Source organism: Enterobacter bugandensis, from assembly GCF_900324475.1.
GTDB lineage: Bacteria > Pseudomonadota > Gammaproteobacteria > Enterobacterales > Enterobacteriaceae > Enterobacter > Enterobacter bugandensis.
The window spans coordinates 4,272,139-4,286,480 of sequence record NZ_LT992502.1 but is presented as its reverse complement, the minus strand read 5'-3'; the positions used below and the strand labels follow the sequence as shown (position 1 = coordinate 4,286,480).

The window sequence follows — 14,342 nt, the reverse complement described above, 5'->3', positions numbered from 1 at the left end:
GGGATAGCAATGGAATTAGTATTGAAAGACGCGCAGAGCGCGCTGACTGTTTCCGAAACTACCTTCGGTCGTGATTTCAACGAAGCGCTGGTTCACCAGGTTGTTGTTGCTTATGCAGCTGGTGCTCGTCAGGGTACTCGTGCTCAGAAGACTCGTGCTGAAGTAACTGGTTCTGGCAAAAAGCCATGGCGCCAGAAAGGTACCGGCCGTGCGCGTTCAGGTTCTATCAAGAGCCCGATCTGGCGTTCAGGTGGCGTGACCTTCGCTGCGCGTCCACAGGACCACAGTCAAAAAGTTAACAAAAAGATGTACCGCGGCGCGCTGAAAAGCATCCTGTCCGAACTGGTACGTCAGGATCGTCTGATCGTTGTCGAGAAGTTCTCTGTTGAAGCGCCTAAAACTAAGCTGCTGGCACAGAAACTGAAAGACATGGCTCTGGAAGATGTGCTGATCATCACCGGTGAGCTGGACGAGAACCTGTTCCTGGCCGCACGTAACCTGCACAAGGTTGACGTACGCGATGCGACTGGTATCGACCCGGTTAGCCTGATCGCCTTCGACAAAGTCGTAATGACTGCTGATGCTGTTAAGCAAGTTGAGGAGATGCTGGCATGATTCGTGAAGAACGTCTGCTGAAGGTGCTTCGCGCACCGCACGTTTCTGAAAAAGCGTCTACTGCGATGGAAAAAACAAACACCATCGTTCTCAAAGTTGCTAAAGACGCGACCAAAGCAGAGATCAAAGCTGCTGTGCAGAAACTGTTTGAAGTCGAAGTCGAAGTCGTTAACACCCTGGTAGTTAAAGGGAAAGTTAAACGTCACGGACAGCGTATCGGTCGTCGTAGCGACTGGAAAAAAGCTTACGTCACCCTGAAAGAAGGCCAGAATCTGGACTTCGTTGGCGGCGCTGAGTAAGTCGGAGGAGTAATACAATGGCAGTTGTTAAATGTAAACCGACATCTCCGGGTCGTCGCCACGTAGTTAAAGTGGTTAACCCTGAGCTGCACAAGGGCAAACCTTTTGCTCCGTTGCTGGAAAAAAACAGCAAATCCGGTGGTCGTAACAACAATGGCCGTATCACCACTCGTCACATCGGTGGTGGCCACAAGCAGGCTTATCGTATTGTTGACTTCAAACGCAACAAAGACGGTATCCCAGCAGTTGTTGAACGTCTTGAGTACGATCCGAACCGTTCCGCGAACATCGCGCTGGTTCTGTACAAAGACGGCGAACGCCGTTACATCCTGGCCCCTAAAGGCCTGAAAGCTGGCGACCAGATTCAGTCTGGCGTTGATGCTGCAATCAAAGCAGGCAACACCCTGCCGATGCGCAATATCCCGGTTGGTTCTACCGTTCATAACGTAGAAATGAAACCAGGTAAAGGCGGTCAGCTGGCACGTTCCGCTGGTACTTACGTTCAGATCGTTGCGCGTGACGGTGCTTATGTCACCCTGCGTCTGCGTTCTGGTGAAATGCGTAAAGTCGAAGCAGACTGCCGCGCTACTCTGGGCGAAGTTGGCAATGCTGAGCATATGCTGCGCGTTCTGGGTAAAGCTGGTGCTGCACGCTGGCGTGGTGTTCGTCCTACCGTTCGCGGTACTGCGATGAACCCAGTCGACCACCCACATGGTGGTGGTGAAGGTCGTAACTTTGGTAAGCACCCGGTAACTCCGTGGGGCGTTCAGACCAAAGGTAAGAAGACCCGCAGCAACAAGCGTACTGATAAATTTATCGTACGTCGCCGTAGCAAATAATTTTAGAGGATAAGCCATGCCACGTTCTCTCAAGAAAGGTCCTTTTATTGACCTGCACTTGCTGAAGAAGGTAGAGAAAGCGGTGGAAAGCGGAGACAAGAAGCCCCTGCGCACTTGGTCCCGTCGTTCAACGATCTTTCCTAACATGATCGGTTTGACCATCGCTGTCCATAATGGTCGTCAGCACGTTCCAGTCTTTGTTACCGACGAAATGGTTGGTCACAAACTGGGTGAATTCGCACCGACTCGTACTTATCGCGGCCACGCTGCTGATAAAAAAGCGAAGAAGAAATAAGGTAGGAGGAAGAGATGGAAACTTTAGCTCAACATCGCCATGCTCGTTCTTCTGCACAGAAGGTTCGCCTTGTTGCTGACCTGATTCGCGGTAAGAAAGTGTCGCAGGCCCTGGACATCCTGACCTATACCAACAAGAAAGCTGCGGTATTGGTCAAGAAAGTACTGGAATCTGCCATTGCTAACGCTGAACACAACGATGGCGCTGACATCGACGATCTGAAAGTCGCGAAAATTTTCGTAGATGAAGGCCCAAGCATGAAGCGCATTATGCCGCGTGCGAAAGGTCGTGCAGATCGCATCCTGAAGCGCACCAGCCACATTACTGTGGTTGTGTCCGATCGCTGAGACTCTGGAGACTAGCAATGGGTCAGAAAGTACATCCTAATGGTATTCGCCTGGGTATTGTAAAACCATGGAACTCTACCTGGTTTGCGAACACCAAAGAATTCGCTGACAACCTGGACAGCGATTTTAAAGTACGTCAGTACCTGACTAAGGAACTGGCTAAAGCGTCTGTATCTCGTATCGTTATCGAGCGTCCAGCGAAGAGCATCCGTGTGACTATTCACACTGCTCGTCCTGGCATCGTTATCGGTAAGAAAGGCGAAGACGTAGAAAAACTGCGCAAGGTCGTAGCGGATATCGCTGGCGTTCCTGCACAGATCAATATCGCTGAAGTTCGTAAGCCTGAACTGGACGCTAAATTGGTTGCTGACAGCATCACTTCTCAGCTGGAACGTCGTGTTATGTTCCGTCGTGCTATGAAGCGTGCTGTACAGAACGCAATGCGTCTGGGCGCTAAAGGTATCAAAGTTGAAGTTAGCGGCCGTCTGGGCGGCGCGGAAATCGCACGTACCGAATGGTACCGTGAAGGTCGCGTACCGCTGCACACTCTGCGTGCTGACATCGACTACAACACCTCTGAAGCGCACACCACTTACGGTGTAATCGGCGTTAAGGTATGGATCTTCAAAGGTGAGATCCTGGGTGGTATGGCTGCTGTTGAACAACCGGAAAAACCGGCTGCTCAACCTAAAAAGCAGCAGCGTAAAGGCCGTAAATAAGGAGCGTCGCTGATGTTACAACCAAAGCGTACAAAATTCCGTAAAGTGCACAAAGGCCGCAACCGTGGTCTGGCGCAGGGTACGGATGTTAGCTTCGGCACTTTCGGTCTGAAAGCTGTTGGCCGTGGTCGTCTGACTGCACGTCAGATCGAAGCAGCACGTCGTGCAATGACCCGTGCAGTTAAGCGTCAAGGTAAGATCTGGATCCGTGTATTCCCGGACAAACCGATCACCGAGAAGCCACTGGAAGTTCGTATGGGTAAAGGTAAAGGTAACGTGGAGTACTGGGTTGCCTTGATCCAACCGGGCAAAGTCCTTTATGAAATGGACGGTGTTCCGGAAGAGCTGGCCCGTGAAGCCTTCGGCCTGGCAGCAGCGAAACTGCCTATCAAAACCACCTTTGTAACTAAGACGGTGATGTAATGAAAGCAAAAGAGCTGCGTGAAAAAAGCGTTGAAGAGCTGAACGCTGAGCTGCTGAACCTGCTGCGTGAGCAGTTCAACCTGCGCATGCAGGCTGCAAGTGGCCAGCTGCAACAGACTCACCTGCTGAAGCAAGTGCGTCGCAATGTTGCACGCGTTAAGACTTTACTGACTCAGAAGGCGGGTGCGTAATGACCGATAAAATCCGTACTCTGCAAGGTCGTGTTGTTAGCGACAAAATGGAGAAATCCATTGTTGTAGCTATCGAACGTATTGTGAAACACCCGATCTACGGTAAATTCATCAAGCGTACGACCAAACTGCACGTACATGACGAGAACAACGAATGTGGTATCGGCGACAAGGTTGAAATCCGTGAATGCCGTCCACTGTCCAAGACTAAGTCCTGGACGCTGGTTCGCGTTGTAGAGAAAGCGGTTCTGTAATACAGTACGCCTTCTCAATACGAATAAACGGCTCAGCGATGAGCCGTTTATTTTTTCTACCCATATTGCAGAAGCGGTGTTATAATGCCGCGCCCTCGATATGGGGCTTTTTAACGGCTCTGATTTTAGAGTCTCAGGTAGTAGTTGACATTAGCGGAGCACTAAAATGATCCAAGAACAGACTATGCTGAACGTCGCCGACAACTCCGGTGCACGTCGCGTAATGTGTATCAAGGTTCTGGGTGGCTCGCACCGTCGCTACGCAGGCGTAGGCGACATCATCAAGATCACCATCAAGGAAGCAATTCCACGTGGTAAGGTCAAAAAAGGTGATGTGCTGAAGGCGGTAGTGGTGCGCACCAAGAAGGGTGTTCGTCGCCCTGACGGTTCTGTCATTCGCTTCGATGGTAATGCATGCGTTATTTTAAACAATAACAGCGAGCAGCCTATCGGCACGCGTATCTTTGGGCCGGTAACTCGTGAACTTCGTACTGAGAAGTTCATGAAAATTATCTCTCTGGCACCAGAAGTACTCTAAGGAGCGAATCATGGCAGCGAAAATCCGTCGTGATGACGAAGTTATCGTGTTAACCGGTAAAGATAAAGGTAAACGCGGTAAAGTAAAAAATGTTCTGTCTTCCGGCAAACTTGTCGTTGAAGGTATCAACCTGGTTAAGAAACATCAGAAGCCGGTTCCGGCCCTGAACCAACCAGGCGGCATCGTTGAAAAAGAAGCTGCTATTCAGGTTTCTAACGTTGCAATCTTCAATGCGGCTACCGGTAAGGCTGACCGTGTAGGCTTTAGATTCGAAGACGGCAAAAAAGTCCGTTTCTTCAAGTCTAACAGCGAAACTATCAAGTAATTTGGAGTAGTACGATGGCGAAACTGCATGATTACTACAAAGACGAAGTAGTTAAGAAACTCATGACCGAGTTTAACTACAATTCTGTCATGCAAGTCCCTCGGGTCGAGAAGATCACCCTGAACATGGGTGTTGGTGAAGCGATCGCTGACAAGAAACTGCTGGATAACGCAGCAGCTGACCTGACAGCAATCTCCGGTCAAAAACCGCTGATCACCAAAGCACGCAAATCTGTTGCAGGCTTCAAAATCCGTCAGGGCTATCCGATCGGCTGTAAAGTAACTCTGCGTGGCGAACGCATGTGGGAGTTCTTTGAGCGCCTGATCACTATTGCTGTTCCACGTATCCGTGACTTCCGTGGCCTGTCCGCGAAGTCTTTCGACGGTCGTGGTAACTACAGCATGGGTGTCCGTGAGCAGATCATCTTCCCAGAAATCGACTACGATAAAGTCGACCGCGTGCGTGGTTTGGATATTACCATTACCACTACTGCGAAATCTGACGAAGAAGGCCGTGCTCTGCTGGCTGCCTTTGACTTCCCGTTCCGCAAGTAAGGTAGGGTTACTGAATGGCTAAGCAATCAATGAAAGCACGCGAAGTAAAGCGCGTAGCTTTAGCTGATAAATTCTTCGCTAAACGCGCTGAACTGAAAGCGATCATTTCTGATGTGAACGCTTCCGACGAAGATCGTTGGAATGCGGTTCTCAAGCTGCAGTCTCTGCCGCGTGATTCCAGCCCGTCTCGTCAGCGTAACCGCTGTCGTCAAACAGGTCGTCCACATGGTTATGTGGGCAAGTTTGGGTTGAGCCGTATCAAACTGCGTGAAGCCGCCATGCGCGGTGAAGTGCCAGGCTTGAAAAAGGCTAGCTGGTAATTACCAATTGAATCACGGGAGTAAAGACAGATGAGCATGCAAGATCCGATCGCGGATATGCTGACCCGTATCCGTAACGGTCAGGCCGCGAACAAAGTTGCGGTCACCATGCCTTCCGCCAAGCTGAAAGTGGCAATTGCCAACGTGCTGAAGGAAGAAGGTTTTATCGAAGATTTTAAAGTTGAAGGCGACACCAAGCCGGAACTGGAACTTACTCTCAAGTATTTCCAGGGTAAAGCTGTTGTAGAAAGCATTCAGCGTGTCAGCCGCCCAGGTCTGCGCATCTATAAGAAAAAAGATGAGCTGCCAAAAGTTATGGCTGGCCTTGGTATCGCAGTTGTTTCTACCTCTAAAGGTGTTATGACTGATCGTGCAGCGCGCCAGGCTGGTCTTGGTGGCGAAATTATCTGCTACGTAGCCTAATCGGAGGAAAGAATGTCTCGTGTTGCTAAAGCACCGGTCGTTATTCCTGCCGGCGTTGATGTAAAAATCGACGGTCAGGTTATTACGATCAAAGGTAAAAACGGCGAGCTGACTCGTACCCTCAACAAAGCTGTTGAAGTTAAACATGCAGATAACGCTCTGACCTTCGGTCCACGTGATGGTTTCGTGGATGGATGGGCTCAGGCTGGTACCGCGCGTGCCCTGCTGAACTCAATGGTTGTTGGTGTTACCGAAGGCTTCACTAAAAAGCTTCAGCTGGTTGGTGTAGGTTATCGTGCAGCTATCAAAGGGAATGCAGTAGGCCTGTCTCTGGGCTTCTCACACCCTGTTGAGCATCCGCTGCCGGCCGGTATCACTGCAGAATGTCCGACTCAAACTGAAATCGTGCTGAAAGGCGCTGATAAACAGCTGATCGGTCAGGTTGCAGCAGATCTGCGCGCCTACCGTCGTCCTGAGCCTTACAAAGGCAAGGGTGTTCGTTACGCCGACGAAGTCGTGCGTACCAAAGAGGCTAAGAAGAAGTAAGGTAACACTATGGATAAGAAATCTGCTCGTATCCGTCGTGCGACCCGCGCACGCCGCAAGCTCAAAGAGCTGGGTGCAACTCGCCTGGTGGTACATCGTACCCCGCGTCATATTTACGCACAGGTAATTGCACCGAACGGTTCTGAAGTTCTGGTAGCTGCTTCTACTGTAGAAAAAGCTATCTCAGAACAATTGAAGTACACCGGTAACAAAGACGCCGCTGCAGCTGTAGGTAAAGCTGTTGCAGAACGCGCTCTGGAAAAAGGCATCAGCAATGTTTCCTTTGACCGTTCCGGGTTCCAATATCATGGTCGTGTCCAGGCACTGGCAGATGCTGCCCGTGAAGCTGGCCTTCAGTTCTAAGGTAGAGGTGTAAGATGGCTCACATCGAAAAACAGGCTGGCGAACTGCAGGAAAAGCTGATCGCGGTAAACCGCGTATCTAAAACCGTTAAAGGTGGTCGTATTTTCTCCTTCACAGCTCTGACTGTAGTAGGCGATGGTAACGGTCGCGTTGGTTTTGGTTACGGTAAAGCGCGTGAAGTTCCAGCAGCGATCCAGAAAGCGATGGAAAAAGCCCGTCGCAATATGATTAACGTCGCGCTGAACAACGGCACCCTGCAGCACCCAGTTAAAGGTGTTCACACGGGTTCTCGTGTATTCATGCAGCCAGCTTCAGAAGGTACCGGTATCATCGCCGGTGGTGCAATGCGCGCCGTTCTGGAAGTTGCTGGGGTTCATAACGTTCTGGCTAAAGCATATGGTTCCACCAACCCGATCAACGTGGTTCGTGCAACTATTGATGGCCTGGAAAATATGAATTCTCCAGAAATGGTCGCTGCCAAGCGTGGTAAATCCGTTGAAGAAATTCTGGGGTAATTGACCATGGCAAAGACTATTAAAATCACTCAAACCCGCAGTGCAATCGGTCGTCTGCCGAAACACAAGGCAACGCTGCTTGGCCTGGGTCTGCGTCGTATTGGTCATACCGTTGAGCGCGAGGATACTCCTGCTGTTCGTGGTATGGTCAACGCGGTTTACTTCATGGTTAAAGTTGAGGAGTAAGAGATGCGTTTAAATACTCTGTCTCCGGCCGAAGGCTCTAAAAAGGCGGGTAAACGCCTGGGTCGTGGTATCGGTTCTGGCCTCGGCAAAACCGGTGGTCGTGGTCACAAAGGTCAGAACTCTCGTTCTGGCGGTGGCGTACGTCGCGGTTTCGAGGGTGGCCAGATGCCACTGTACCGTCGTCTGCCGAAGTTCGGCTTCACCTCTCGCAAAGCAGCGATCACAGCGGAAATCCGTCTGTCTGACCTGGCGAAAGTTGAAGGCGGCGTTGTAGACCTGAACACGCTGAAAGCGGCTAACATTATCGGTATTCAGATTGAGTTCGCGAAAGTGATCCTGTCTGGTGAAGTTTCTACTCCGGTAACTGTTCGTGGCCTGCGTGTTACTAAAGGTGCTCGTGCTGCTATCGAAGCTGCTGGCGGTAAAATTGAGGAATAAGTAGCAGATGGCTAAGCAACCGGGATTAGATTTTCAAAGTGCCAAAGGTGGATTTGGCGAGCTGAAACGCAGACTGCTGTTTGTTATCGGCGCGCTGATTGTGTTCCGTATTGGCTCTTTTATTCCGATCCCTGGTATCGATGCCGCTGTACTTGCCAAACTGCTTGAGCAACAGCGAGGCACCATCATTGAAATGTTCAACATGTTCTCTGGTGGTGCTCTCAGCCGTGCTTCTATCTTTGCTCTGGGTATTATGCCGTACATTTCGGCATCGATTATTATCCAGCTGCTGACGGTCGTTCATCCGGCCCTGGCAGAGCTGAAGAAAGAAGGGGAGTCTGGACGTCGTAAGATTAGTCAGTACACCCGTTACGGTACTCTGGTGCTGGCAATATTCCAGTCGATCGGTATTGCTACCGGTCTGCCGAATATGCCTGGTATGCAGGGCCTGGTATTAAACCCAGGCTTTGCATTCTATTTCACCGCTGTTGTTAGTCTGGTCACAGGGACGATGTTCCTGATGTGGCTCGGCGAACAGATTACTGAGCGTGGTATCGGTAACGGTATCTCAATCATTATCTTCGCCGGTATCGTTGCGGGACTCCCGCCGGCCATCGCCCATACTATCGAGCAAGCGCGTCAAGGCGACCTGCACTTCCTCCTGTTGCTGTTGGTTGCAGTATTAGTATTTGCAGTGACGTTCTTTGTTGTCTTCGTTGAACGTGGTCAACGCCGCATTGTGGTGAACTACGCTAAGCGTCAGCAGGGTCGTCGTGTCTATGCTGCACAGAGCACACATTTACCGCTGAAAGTGAATATGGCGGGGGTTATCCCGGCTATCTTCGCTTCCAGTATTATTCTGTTCCCGGCAACCATCGCGTCATGGTTCGGGGGCGGTACTGGTTGGAACTGGCTGACAACAATTTCGCTGTATTTGCAGCCTGGGCAACCACTTTATGTGTTACTCTATGCGTCTGCGATCATCTTCTTCTGTTTCTTCTACACGGCGTTGGTCTTCAACCCGCGTGAAACAGCAGATAACCTGAAGAAGTCCGGTGCATTTGTACCAGGAATTCGTCCGGGAGAGCAAACGGCGAAGTATATCGATAAAGTAATGACCCGCCTGACTTTGGTTGGTGCGCTTTATATTACTTTTATCTGCCTGATCCCGGAGTTCATGCGTGATGCAATGAAAGTTCCGTTCTACTTCGGTGGGACCTCACTGCTTATCGTTGTTGTCGTGATTATGGACTTTATGGCTCAAGTGCAAACTCTTATGATGTCCAGTCAGTATGAGTCTGCATTGAAGAAGGCGAACCTGAAAGGCTACGGCCGCTAATTGGTCGCCTGAGAAGTTACGGAGAGTAAAAATGAAAGTTCGTGCTTCCGTCAAGAAATTATGCCGTAACTGCAAAATCGTTAAGCGTGATGGTGTCATCCGTGTGATTTGCAGTGCCGAGCCGAAGCATAAACAGCGCCAAGGCTGATTATTTCGCATATTTTTCTTGCAAAGTTGGGTTGAGCTGGCTAGATTAGCCAGCCAATCTTTTGTATGTCTGTACGTTTCCATTTGAGTATCCTGAAAACGGGCTTTTCAGCATGGTGCGTACATATTAAATAGTAGGAGTGCATAGTGGCCCGTATAGCAGGCATTAACATTCCTGATCAGAAACATGCTGTGATCGCATTAACTTCGATCTACGGCATCGGCAAGACCCGTTCTAAAGCCATCCTGGCTGCAGCGGGTATCGCTGAAGATGTTAAGATCAGTGAGCTGTCTGAAGGACAAATCGACACGCTGCGTGACGAAGTTGCCAAATTTGTCGTTGAAGGTGATCTGCGCCGTGAAATCAGCATGAGCATCAAGCGCCTGATGGATCTTGGTTGCTATCGCGGTTTGCGTCATCGTCGTGGTCTGCCAGTGCGCGGTCAGCGTACTAAGACCAACGCACGTACCCGTAAGGGTCCGCGCAAACCGATCAAGAAATAATCGGGGTGATTGAATAATGGCAAAGGCACCAGTTCGTGCACGTAAACGTGTAAGAAAACAAGTCTCTGACGGCGTGGCTCATATCCATGCTTCTTTCAACAACACCATCGTTACTATTACTGATCGTCAGGGTAACGCATTGGGTTGGGCAACAGCCGGTGGTTCCGGTTTCCGTGGTTCTCGCAAATCCACTCCGTTCGCAGCTCAGGTTGCAGCAGAGCGTTGCGCTGAAGCCGTAAAAGAATACGGCATCAAGAATCTGGAAGTTATGGTTAAAGGTCCGGGTCCGGGTCGTGAATCTACTGTTCGCGCTCTGAACGCCGCTGGTTTCCGCATCACGAATATTACTGATGTGACTCCGATCCCTCATAACGGTTGTCGTCCGCCGAAAAAACGTCGCGTATAACGCTCGTTTTTTAGGTTAGTTGGAGATAGAAAATGGCAAGATATTTGGGTCCTAAGCTCAAGCTGAGCCGTCGTGAGGGCACCGACTTATTCCTTAAGTCTGGCGTTCGCGCGATCGATACCAAGTGTAAAATTGAACAAGCTCCTGGCCAGCACGGTGCGCGTAAACCGCGTCTGTCTGACTATGGTGTGCAGTTGCGTGAAAAGCAAAAAGTTCGCCGTATGTACGGTGTGCTGGAGCGTCAGTTCCGTAACTACTATAAAGAAGCAGCACGTCTGAAAGGCAACACAGGTGAAAACCTGCTGGCTCTGCTGGAAGGTCGTCTGGACAACGTTGTATACCGTATGGGCTTCGGCGCTACTCGTGCTGAATCACGTCAGCTGGTTAGCCACAAAGCAATCATGGTAAACGGTCGTGTTGTTAACATCGCTTCTTATCAGGTTAAAGCGAATGACGTTGTTAGCATTCGTGAGAAAGCGAAAAAGCAATCTCGCGTGAAGGCCGCTCTGGAGCTGGCTGAGCAGCGTGAAAAGCCAACCTGGCTGGAAGTTGATGCTGGCAAGATGGAAGGTACGTTCAAGCGTCAGCCTGAGCGTTCTGATCTGTCTGCGGACATTAACGAACACCTGATCGTCGAGCTTTACTCCAAGTAAAGCTTAGTACCAAAGAGAGGACACAATGCAGGGTTCTGTGACAGAGTTTCTAAAACCGCGCCTGGTAGATATCGAGCAAGTGAGTTCGACGCACGCCAAGGTGACCCTTGAGCCTTTAGAGCGTGGCTTTGGCCATACTCTGGGTAACGCACTGCGCCGTATTCTGCTCTCATCGATGCCGGGTTGCGCGGTGACCGAGGTTGAGATTGATGGTGTACTTCATGAGTACAGCACCAAAGAAGGCGTTCAGGAAGATATCCTTGAAATCCTGCTCAACCTGAAAGGGCTGGCGGTGAGAGTTCAGGGTAAAGATGAAGTTATTCTTACTCTGAATAAATCTGGCATTGGCCCTGTGACTGCAGCCGACATCACCCACGACGGTGATGTTGAAATCGTCAAGCCGCAGCACGTGATCTGCCACCTGACCGATGAGAACGCAGCTATTAGCATGCGTATCAAAGTTCAGCGCGGTCGTGGTTATGTGCCGGCTTCTGCCCGAATTCATTCGGAAGAAGATGAGCGCCCAATCGGCCGTCTGCTGGTCGACGCATGCTACAGCCCTGTAGAGCGTATTGCCTACAATGTTGAAGCAGCGCGTGTAGAACAGCGTACCGACCTGGACAAGCTGGTCATCGAAATGGAAACCAACGGCACAATCGATCCTGAAGAGGCGATTCGTCGTGCGGCAACCATCCTGGCAGAACAACTGGAAGCTTTCGTTGACTTACGTGATGTACGTCAGCCAGAAGTGAAAGAAGAGAAACCAGAATTCGATCCGATCCTGCTGCGCCCTGTTGACGATCTCGAATTGACTGTCCGCTCTGCTAACTGCCTCAAGGCAGAAGCTATCCACTATATCGGTGATCTGGTACAGCGTACCGAGGTTGAGTTGCTGAAAACGCCGAACCTGGGTAAAAAATCTCTTACCGAGATTAAAGACGTGCTGGCTTCACGTGGTCTGTCTCTGGGCATGCGCCTGGAAAACTGGCCACCGGCAAGCATTGCTGACGAGTAACCGGATCACAGGTTAAGGTTTTACTGAGAAGGATAAGGTCATGCGCCATCGTAAGAGTGGTCGTCAACTGAACCGCAACAGCAGCCATCGCCAGGCTATGTTCCGCAACATGGCAGGTTCACTGGTTCGTCATGAAATCATCAAGACGACCCTGCCTAAAGCGAAAGAGCTGCGTCGCGTAGTTGAGCCGCTGATTACTCTTGCCAAGACTGACAGCGTTGCTAATCGTCGTCTGGCATTCGCCCGTACTCGTGATAACGAGATCGTGGCAAAACTGTTTAACGAACTGGGCCCGCGTTTCGCGAGCCGTGCCGGTGGTTACACTCGCATTCTGAAGTGTGGTTTCCGTGCAGGCGACAACGCGCCGATGGCTTACATCGAGCTGGTTGATCGTTCAGAGAAAGCAGAAGCTGCTGCAGAGTAATCTGCAGTAACGTAAAAAAACCCGCCTCGGCGGGTTTTTTTATATCCGCATTATCCCCACTTCTCTACAATACCTGTATCAATTTTGTTCATCCCCTGGAGTTGATGATGTGGTTGCTTGACCAGTGGGCAGAACGCCATATTCGCGATGCCCAAAATAAAGGCGATTTCGACAATCTTCCCGGGAGCGGCGAACCTCTTGAACTGGAAGATGATTCGCATATTGCGCCTGAACTCCGGGCTGGATACCGTTTGCTAAAAAATGCTGGCTGCCTCCCGCCCGAGCTTGAGCAGCGCAGAGAGGCTGTTGAACTTGTCGATCTGCTAAAAGGGATCCGTCAGGATGATCCTCGACATAAAGAACTTAGCCGCAGGCTTGCCCTGATCGAGCTCAAGCTGCGCCAGGCAGGAATGAGCACGGAATTCCTGCATGGGGAATACGGTGAAATATTGATGAAGAAGATAAACGAGGAGTAGCGATGTACCGTATCGGTGAACTTGCAAAGCTCGCGAACGTAACGCCGGACACTATCCGATATTACGAAAAGCAGCAGATGATCGATCATGAGGTACGCACGGAAGGCGGCTTTCGGCTTTATACCGATAACGATCTGCAACGTCTGAGATTCATACGCTACGCCCGACAGCTTGGCTTCACGCTTGATTCGATCCGCGAGTTATTATCGATCCGCATCGATCCTGAGCATCACACTTGTCAGGAATCCAAAAGCATCGTACAAGCCCGGCTTGATGAAGTTGAAGCCCGTATTCTGGAACTGCAAACCATGCAGCGCTCTTTGCAAAGGTTGAATGATGCCTGCTGCGGAACGGCTCATAGCAGTATTTATTGTTCAATTCTGGAAGCCCTTGAACAGGGAGCCAGTGGAGAAACTCGGGGATGTTGATTTTTAATCTACTCGGGTCTAGACTTCCGTCGTCATAAACCATGCTCAGGAGAAATTATGAGCCGCTATCAGCACACGAAGGGACAAATTAAAGATAATGCCATCGAGGCTTTACTTCACGACCCGCTTTTTCGACAGCGCGTTGAAAAGAATAAAAAAGGGAAGGGGAGTTATCTGCGTAAAGACAAACATGCAAAACGGGGTAACTGGGAGGCCAGTGGCAAGCAAGCGAATCGCTTATTTACCACTGGCCTTCCTGCTTTTAACTGCTGATTAAACGCGGTTATTCTGCTCTTTTAACAGATCGCGAATTTCACTCAGTAACACTTCTTCTTTCGTTGGTGCAGGCGCTGCTGCTGGCTCTTCTTTTTTACGGTTGAGCCGGTTAATCAGCTTGATAGCCATAAAGATAGCAAACGCCACAATCACGAAATCAAATACGTTCTGGATAAACACGCCGTAGTGCATTACTACTGCCGGGATATCACCCTGGGCTTCACGCAGCGTGAACGCGAACTGTTTGAAATCAATGCCCCCGATTAGCAGCCCTAAAGGTGGCATGATGATGTCCGCAACTAATGATGAAACAATCTTGCCGAATGCCGCACCAATAATGACACCCACTGCCAAATCAACCACGTTCCCGCGCATCGCAAATTCGCGAAATTCTTTAATAAAACTCATTATGTTCTCCTTGTGCCAGCTGACGACTATAAGTTTAACAAATGATTAGCCAATTGCCATGCGGGATAATTAAACG

Annotated in this window: 30 protein-coding genes; 29 read left to right on the top strand and 1 reads right to left on the bottom strand. The window is 50.3% G+C overall.

Annotated features, from left to right (window positions below; all coding sequences use genetic code 11):
* The first annotated feature begins 9 nt into the window (after positions 1-9).
* The 29 genes from rplD (at position 10) to DG357_RS20680 (ending at position 13,855) form a co-directional block, all read left to right on the top strand.
* Positions 10-615 (top strand): 50S ribosomal protein L4, encoded by a 606-nt coding sequence (gene rplD, locus DG357_RS20820; protein ID WP_000424395.1) that lies wholly within the window; start codon positions 10-12, stop codon positions 613-615.
* Entirely contained in the window at positions 612-914 is a 303-nt protein-coding gene (rplW, locus tag DG357_RS20815; protein ID WP_000617546.1) for a 50S ribosomal protein L23, read from the top strand. Before rplD ends, rplW begins: the two co-directional genes overlap by 4 nt.
* A gap of 17 nt (positions 915-931) precedes the next feature.
* Entirely contained in the window at positions 932-1,753 is an 822-nt protein-coding gene (gene rplB, locus DG357_RS20810; RefSeq protein ID WP_000301859.1) for a 50S ribosomal protein L2, read from the top strand.
* Positions 1,754-1,769: 16 nt separating this feature from the next.
* Positions 1,770-2,048 (top strand): 30S ribosomal protein S19, encoded by a 279-nt coding sequence (rpsS, locus tag DG357_RS20805; RefSeq protein WP_001138117.1) that lies wholly within the window; start codon positions 1,770-1,772, stop codon positions 2,046-2,048.
* Between the two features lie 14 nt (positions 2,049-2,062).
* Positions 2,063-2,395 carry a 50S ribosomal protein L22 gene (gene rplV, locus DG357_RS20800; protein ID WP_002919773.1) on the top strand — a complete coding sequence of 111 codons (333 nt, stop codon included), beginning with the start codon at positions 2,063-2,065 and terminating at the stop codon, positions 2,393-2,395.
* Between the two features lie 17 nt (positions 2,396-2,412).
* Positions 2,413-3,114 carry a 30S ribosomal protein S3 gene (gene rpsC, locus DG357_RS20795; RefSeq protein ID WP_000529945.1) on the top strand — a complete coding sequence of 234 codons (702 nt, stop codon included), beginning with the start codon at positions 2,413-2,415 and terminating at the stop codon, positions 3,112-3,114.
* A gap of 12 nt (positions 3,115-3,126) precedes the next feature.
* Complete coding sequence (gene rplP, locus DG357_RS20790) at positions 3,127-3,537, top strand: 50S ribosomal protein L16 (protein WP_002919759.1); 411 nt, start codon at positions 3,127-3,129, stop codon at positions 3,535-3,537.
* A complete protein-coding gene (gene rpmC, locus DG357_RS20785; RefSeq protein WP_003863282.1) occupies positions 3,537-3,728 on the top strand; it encodes a 50S ribosomal protein L29 in 192 nt (63 codons plus the stop codon). Before rplP ends, rpmC begins: the two co-directional genes overlap by 1 nt.
* A complete protein-coding gene (rpsQ, locus tag DG357_RS20780; protein WP_008503489.1) occupies positions 3,728-3,982 on the top strand; it encodes a 30S ribosomal protein S17 in 255 nt (84 codons plus the stop codon). The genes rpmC and rpsQ overlap by 1 nt, the downstream gene beginning before the upstream one ends.
* 166 nt (positions 3,983-4,148) lie before the next feature.
* A complete protein-coding gene (gene rplN / locus DG357_RS20775) occupies positions 4,149-4,520 on the top strand; it encodes a 50S ribosomal protein L14 (protein ID WP_002919748.1) in 372 nt (123 codons plus the stop codon).
* 10 nt (positions 4,521-4,530) lie between these two features.
* Positions 4,531-4,845: a 50S ribosomal protein L24 gene (gene rplX, locus DG357_RS20770; RefSeq protein WP_003863287.1), complete on the top strand. Its 315-nt coding sequence runs from the start codon at positions 4,531-4,533 to the stop codon at positions 4,843-4,845.
* Between the two features lie 14 nt (positions 4,846-4,859).
* On the top strand, positions 4,860-5,399 hold the full coding sequence (gene rplE / locus DG357_RS20765; RefSeq protein WP_001096202.1) for a 50S ribosomal protein L5: 540 nt from the start codon (positions 4,860-4,862) through the stop codon (positions 5,397-5,399).
* A gap of 14 nt (positions 5,400-5,413) precedes the next feature.
* Entirely contained in the window at positions 5,414-5,719 is a 306-nt protein-coding gene (rpsN, locus tag DG357_RS20760) for a 30S ribosomal protein S14 (RefSeq protein WP_003863291.1), read from the top strand.
* A gap of 30 nt (positions 5,720-5,749) precedes the next feature.
* The gene (gene rpsH / locus DG357_RS20755) at positions 5,750-6,142 is read left to right on the top strand and encodes a 30S ribosomal protein S8 (protein ID WP_006178918.1); all 393 of its coding nucleotides are present in this window, start codon (positions 5,750-5,752) and stop codon (positions 6,140-6,142) included.
* Between the two features lie 12 nt (positions 6,143-6,154).
* On the top strand, positions 6,155-6,688 hold the full coding sequence (gene rplF / locus DG357_RS20750) for a 50S ribosomal protein L6 (protein WP_003863296.1): 534 nt from the start codon (positions 6,155-6,157) through the stop codon (positions 6,686-6,688).
* A 9-nt stretch (positions 6,689-6,697) separates the two neighbouring features.
* On the top strand, positions 6,698-7,051 hold the full coding sequence (rplR, locus tag DG357_RS20745; protein ID WP_003863297.1) for a 50S ribosomal protein L18: 354 nt from the start codon (positions 6,698-6,700) through the stop codon (positions 7,049-7,051).
* A 14-nt stretch (positions 7,052-7,065) separates the two neighbouring features.
* Positions 7,066-7,566, top strand: a complete 501-nt coding sequence (rpsE, locus tag DG357_RS20740; RefSeq protein WP_003863299.1) for a 30S ribosomal protein S5 — start codon at positions 7,066-7,068, stop codon at positions 7,564-7,566.
* A gap of 6 nt (positions 7,567-7,572) precedes the next feature.
* On the top strand, positions 7,573-7,752 hold the full coding sequence (gene rpmD, locus DG357_RS20735) for a 50S ribosomal protein L30 (protein WP_003863301.1): 180 nt from the start codon (positions 7,573-7,575) through the stop codon (positions 7,750-7,752).
* Positions 7,753-7,755: 3 nt separating this feature from the next.
* Positions 7,756-8,190, top strand: a complete 435-nt coding sequence (rplO, locus tag DG357_RS20730) for a 50S ribosomal protein L15 (protein WP_014885468.1) — start codon at positions 7,756-7,758, stop codon at positions 8,188-8,190.
* A gap of 7 nt (positions 8,191-8,197) precedes the next feature.
* Positions 8,198-9,529, top strand: coding sequence for a preprotein translocase subunit SecY (gene secY / locus DG357_RS20725; protein WP_003863305.1), 1,332 nt, complete (start codon positions 8,198-8,200; stop codon positions 9,527-9,529).
* Positions 9,530-9,560: 31 nt separating this feature from the next.
* Positions 9,561-9,677, top strand: coding sequence for a 50S ribosomal protein L36 (gene rpmJ, locus DG357_RS20720; RefSeq protein WP_000868187.1), 117 nt, complete (start codon positions 9,561-9,563; stop codon positions 9,675-9,677).
* Between the two features lie 146 nt (positions 9,678-9,823).
* The gene (rpsM, locus tag DG357_RS20715) at positions 9,824-10,180 is read left to right on the top strand and encodes a 30S ribosomal protein S13 (RefSeq protein ID WP_013099021.1); all 357 of its coding nucleotides are present in this window, start codon (positions 9,824-9,826) and stop codon (positions 10,178-10,180) included.
* A gap of 16 nt (positions 10,181-10,196) precedes the next feature.
* Complete coding sequence (gene rpsK, locus DG357_RS20710; RefSeq protein WP_003863312.1) at positions 10,197-10,586, top strand: 30S ribosomal protein S11; 390 nt, start codon at positions 10,197-10,199, stop codon at positions 10,584-10,586.
* A gap of 32 nt (positions 10,587-10,618) precedes the next feature.
* Positions 10,619-11,239: a 30S ribosomal protein S4 gene (gene rpsD, locus DG357_RS20705; RefSeq protein WP_004868345.1), complete on the top strand. Its 621-nt coding sequence runs from the start codon at positions 10,619-10,621 to the stop codon at positions 11,237-11,239.
* A gap of 25 nt (positions 11,240-11,264) precedes the next feature.
* Positions 11,265-12,254: a DNA-directed RNA polymerase subunit alpha gene (locus tag DG357_RS20700; RefSeq protein ID WP_002919219.1), complete on the top strand. Its 990-nt coding sequence runs from the start codon at positions 11,265-11,267 to the stop codon at positions 12,252-12,254.
* 40 nt (positions 12,255-12,294) lie between these two features.
* Positions 12,295-12,678 (top strand): 50S ribosomal protein L17, encoded by a 384-nt coding sequence (gene rplQ / locus DG357_RS20695; protein WP_001216368.1) that lies wholly within the window; start codon positions 12,295-12,297, stop codon positions 12,676-12,678.
* 107 nt (positions 12,679-12,785) lie between these two features.
* Complete coding sequence (locus tag DG357_RS20690; RefSeq protein WP_045630324.1) at positions 12,786-13,154, top strand: DnaJ family domain-containing protein; 369 nt, start codon at positions 12,786-12,788, stop codon at positions 13,152-13,154.
* A 2-nt stretch (positions 13,155-13,156) separates the two neighbouring features.
* Positions 13,157-13,582, top strand: coding sequence for a Zn(2+)-responsive transcriptional regulator (gene zntR / locus DG357_RS20685; protein ID WP_028014633.1), 426 nt, complete (start codon positions 13,157-13,159; stop codon positions 13,580-13,582).
* Between the two features lie 57 nt (positions 13,583-13,639).
* Positions 13,640-13,855 (top strand): alternative ribosome-rescue factor A, encoded by a 216-nt coding sequence (locus DG357_RS20680; RefSeq protein ID WP_028014632.1) that lies wholly within the window; start codon positions 13,640-13,642, stop codon positions 13,853-13,855.
* On the opposite strand, the gene mscL is transcribed toward DG357_RS20680, so the two are convergent.
* Positions 13,856-14,266, bottom strand: coding sequence for a large-conductance mechanosensitive channel protein MscL (mscL, locus tag DG357_RS20675; RefSeq protein ID WP_028014631.1), 411 nt, complete (start codon positions 14,264-14,266; stop codon positions 13,856-13,858).
* Between the last annotated feature and the right edge of the window lie 76 nt (positions 14,267-14,342).